The sequence below is a fragment of the Streptomyces alkaliterrae genome (assembly GCF_007097205.2).
Classification (GTDB): Bacteria; Actinomycetota; Actinomycetes; order Streptomycetales; family Streptomycetaceae; genus Streptomyces; species Streptomyces alkaliterrae.
Map to the genome: position 1 here is coordinate 1 of NZ_VJYK02000662.1, position 729 is coordinate 729.

Consider the following 729-nt stretch of genomic DNA (forward strand, 5'->3'; position numbering starts at 1 on the left):
CGGTCCAGGGGTTGCGGCGGGGTGTTCCAGTTGAGCCGGTCGGCGCGGGCGAGCAGGCGGGGCGCGGCGCCGGCCTCGGCGAGCAGGGTGGCGGTCTCCAGCGCGGCCTGGCCGCCGCCGACGACGGTGACGTCGAGGCCGGTGAAGCGGGTGAGGTCGCGGTGGTCGCTGCTGTGGGTGACGAGGTCGGAGGGGAGGTCGCGCAGTTCGGCGGGGAGGTTCACAAACGGCATGACGCCGACGGCGAGCACGACCGCGCGGGTGGTGAGGGTCTCGCCGTCCTCGGTGGTGACGTGCCAGTGGCCGTCGGCCGGGGCGACGGAGCCGACGAGGCGTTCGTCGAGCTCGGGCACGGCCTGGCGCGCGAACCAGAGGCCGTAGTCGGTGAAGGTGTCGATGGGCACGGGGGTGCCGTGCTCGGCGACGAGGCCCCGGCCCTGGCAGTAGCCGCCGAGGGTGTGGGCGCGGCCGGGGTCGGAGAGGTTGGACGACCAGGGCTCGGACTTCAGGAACATGCCGGACGGCATGTGGTCGCGCCAGGAGGCCATGGGCCGTCCGAAGGTGCGCGCTCGCAGGCCGGCGGCCGCCGCGTGCGCGGCGATGGACAGTCCGTAGGGGCCTGCGCCCACGATGACGAGGTCGAGCATCGGATGTGTTCCGTTTCTGGTCAGGGCCGGCGACACGGGGTCGGGCGCTACAGGGAGGAAGGGAGAGAGGAAGGGGGATACG

The 729-nt window shown here is 73.5% G+C and carries 1 protein-coding gene; it reads right to left on the bottom strand.

Going from position 1 to position 729, the window contains the following annotated elements; translation table 11 throughout:
• On the bottom strand, positions 1–647 hold a 647-nt coding region (locus tag FNX44_RS27395; RefSeq protein WP_153507807.1), incomplete at its 3' end, for an NAD(P)-binding domain-containing protein.
• Positions 648–729: the final 82 nt, after the last annotated feature.